1 protein-coding gene is annotated in these 3,795 nt (G+C 48.0%); it reads left to right on the top strand.

Going from position 1 to position 3,795, the window contains the following annotated elements; translation table 11 throughout:
* The coding region (locus AZ66_RS27755; protein ID WP_044357876.1) for a beta-ketoacyl synthase N-terminal-like domain-containing protein at positions 1-3,795 on the top strand (3,795 nt) is incomplete at both ends.

Below are 3,795 nucleotides of genomic sequence, written 5' to 3'. Positions count from 1 at the left end.
GAGGAGCATAATCGCAAGTATTATGAATCGCTTCAACAGAGTTCCTACTATGAGGGAATCCGCTTTATCTCCACGCAGGAACTGGAAACCGAAGGCGTAGGGGAGCCATATGATGCACAGCCGGATGAGCTCGCGTTCCTCCAATTTTCTTCGGGCAGTACAGGCATTCCGAAGGGAGTGAAGCTGAGCAGCCGCAACATTTTAATTAATGCGCTCGCCATGGCAGAACGATTCGAGACGAAAGAGTCGGATACCGTATTTACGTGGCTGCCACATACGCATGATATGGGTCTGTTCGTTCAACATATTACTCCTATTGTGAGCGGAAGCAATATTGTCATTTTCTCACCGTATACGTTTGTCCGATCACCCTACCTGTTCTTGCGCAAAATGTCTGAGCATCGGGCTACCTGGTTCGGTTCAACAAACTTCGGATTTGATTGGATGGTACAGAAGGTCGCGGACGAGAAGCTTGCCTCACTTGATTTGTCTTCTTTACGGTTTGCACTGAATGGAGCTGAGCCCATATCAATCCTTGTGGTAAACAGCTTTGCTAAGAAATTTGAACCATGTGGGTACAAGCCTGAAATGATGCTGCCAGCCTACGGCATGGCAGAGGCGACAGTTGGCGTCAGCATTTGGCGAATGGATGAAGTTCCGAGGGTAGAATACATATCCCGATCTAAATTAATACATGCACAACTAGCTGTTCCTGTTCAGGAAAGCGATGATCGAGATCGCCTTCCATTCGTTCATGAGGGAACTCCACTTTCTGAGATCAGTATAAGAATTGCGGATGAACACGGGAGTACAGTGGACGAGTATGTTGTAGGAGAAATTCAGATTCAAGGTGGTTCCGTCACCTCCGGTTATTACAATCGTGACGACTTAACCGAGAGCTTGTTCGTTGACGGATGGCTGCATACCGGCGATTTGGGCTTCATAGCGGAAGGCTCGCTTGTGGTAAGCGGGAGAATGAAGGACATTATATTCATCCGCGGGCAAAATTACTTCGCTCATGATTTGGAGGAAGTGTTGTATGAGCAAGGTGCGATTCCGCGCGGCAACATCGCGTTCGTAGGTTTGTTTAACGGCGCTACACAGCAGGAAGAACTGCTTGCCTTTGTGAAGCACAAATCGGGCGTAAAGAAGCTGCTCGATCTTCGCCACCAAATCATCACTCATATGCGAGAATCTCTCGGCATTGAGGTTACTCATGTCATTCCGGTTCGCACGATTCCGAAGACAACGAGTGGCAAACTCCAACGCTTCGAGCTGCGCAAGAACTATGAAGATGGGGAGTATGACGAGGCGCTTCAAGAAATTCATGCGGGATTAGAACAGCATCGTATTCAGGAGCGGGTTATTCACTCTCCTCAAAATGAACTTGAATCCTTCCTTCGCCGGAGTTGGGCAGAAGTACTGGGCTTCACGGAAACACGTATATCTACAGATGATTCTTTCCTGGCATTGGGCGGAAGCTCGATTCAACGTTTTCAGTTCTTAGACCGCATTGAGAAGCATTTTGGCAGAGAAATTGGATTTGAGCTATTTGTCATCTGTAAGACCATTAAGCAAATGGCAGACTATTTGCTAACGATGCCTCAAGCACGTGAGATTCCTGCATCGGCATGGGATGCTGACAACAAATTAGACTTACATAATGCTGTTGCCATTACTGGAATTGCGCTGCGTGTACCGGGCGCAAGTACGCCTCAGCAATACTGGGAGAATCTATGCGCGAAGAAAGACAGCATTGGCAAGGTAAGTGAGAAGCGCAGGCAATTGGCGGGAAAACCAGAGTGGGATGACTGGCTTGGTGAAATTGCGGATATCGACTATTTTGACAATGACTTTTTCGAGATTTCCGATGAGGAAGCTGCATTCATGGATCCGCAGCAGCGGCTGATGCTGGAGATTGCCTATAAGGCACTTGAGGATGCTGGTACGCTGCCGGGGCTGGATGAGAAACGCAACATCGGTGTATATACCGGCATTAACATCAATACGTACTACCAGCTTGTTATGAATTATATGGACAAGCATGGCGTTGATCGTATCCATCCAAATACGATGGTAGGGAATATGCACAATATGGTATCGGCTCTGATTGCACATAAGCTCAACTTTACAGGGCCGGCGCTTGTAATCGATACGGCATGTTCATCCTTCCTGGTGGCGCTTCATCAAGCAGTTGCAGCGATTAGACAGAACAGCATATCAGGAGCGATTGTAGGTGCCGCTAATCTATTGGCTACGCCAATCGTCCATCAATTGTCGAGAAAGGCGGGAATTGTCTCCTCGACTCGTTGTACGAAGACGTTCGATATTGAAGCTGATGGTTCCGTGTTAGGTGAAGGGGTAGTAGTTGTATATTTGGAGCCTCTTACCCAAGCAGTTCAGGACAACAAGCAGATATATGGCATTATCCGCGGGAGCGCCGTCAATAACGATGGATATTCGCTTGGCATCATGGCGCCAAATCCGGGCGGGCAATATCAAGTTCTATCTGAAGCGTACATTGATGCGAATCTGTCACCGGGTGAAGTTGGCTATGTGGAAGCACACGGTTCAGGCACGAGAATCGGCGATCCGATTGAAGTGAACGCGCTAACCAAGCTCTTTACTGAAGGAAAGAGACGAACTGATGGCAAGATCGGATTGGGCTCTGTCAAGACCAATATCGGACATTTGCTGCCTGCCGCAGGCGGGGCCGGACTTGTGAAAGTGCTGTTATCTCTCTATCACAAAAAGCTGGTTCCAAGTTTGCATATGGGCACACGCAATCCAGCTCTTGAAATGGAGAAATCACCGTTCTTCATTGTACAAGATGTGGAAGAATGGTCAGTTGAAGAGAATAACACCCGTAAGGCAGGCATAAGTTCGTTCGGATTAGGGGGAACGAATGTACATGTGGTGCTCGAAGAATGGAATGGGGTAGAGACGCCCTCCACTGCGAGCGAAGCTACCGAGGCAACCGTGACATCAAAGACATCTGAAACGTCAGAAGCATCTGAGGTGACTGCAGCATCCGCAGCAACCACAAGATCCGCAGTTCGTCCATGTAAACATTTGCTCACCCTGTCAGCTAAATCTGAGCATGCGCTGGAGCGGGTTATTCGTCAGACACAGGAATTGCTTGAACTCAACCCTTCCATAGATATCAATCATTTATGCTTTACACGGAATCGTTATCGCAAGCATTACAGCTATCGAGCCGCCTGCATCCTTTCCAATTCTGATTCATTGAAGGCAGAGGTATTACAAACGGCAAATAGAGGTCGTTTCTTGAAAAACCGTGCCGCAAAAGTAGCGTTAGTTATCGGTGATATTGCGAGCCAACCGCTGGCGGATAATCTCTTAACTCAAGATGCTGCCCTTGAACAATTCACATTCGACCATTTGGATGTACTAGAATGTGGCGCGAGCCAATATGGGGTTTCTGAGCCGGAAATGAAGGAGCGCGTACAGTTATCGGTATTCTTTTATTGGTACTCGCTTGTACAGCGAATCCTGCAAAGCGGAGTTTCGATAATCGAAATAAGAGGGCTCGGTTCTGGCCAGATCCTTGCTGATCTGCTGCAAGAACGAATGGATATCAAAACAGCCTTAGACACATTCATGTTCGAATTGAAGAGCATTCGTGGAGAAGGCGAGGATAAAAAGTGCCATGCTCATGAGGATGCGGCTCTGCTGCAATCGAGAGCAGATGTCCTACTCGGCGTGTGCATGACTAAGGAAGAAGCAGCCAAGGTCCTGTCGCATAAGCAGAACAGTAAAGCTCAGCACATTCTG

Origin of the sequence: Paenibacillus sp. E194 (assembly GCF_000935845.1) — a bacterium.
In the GTDB taxonomy this organism is placed as follows: domain Bacteria; phylum Bacillota; class Bacilli; order Paenibacillales; family Paenibacillaceae; genus Paenibacillus_B; species Paenibacillus_B alvei_B.
This window is presented reverse-complemented; position numbering and strand designations above follow the sequence as displayed.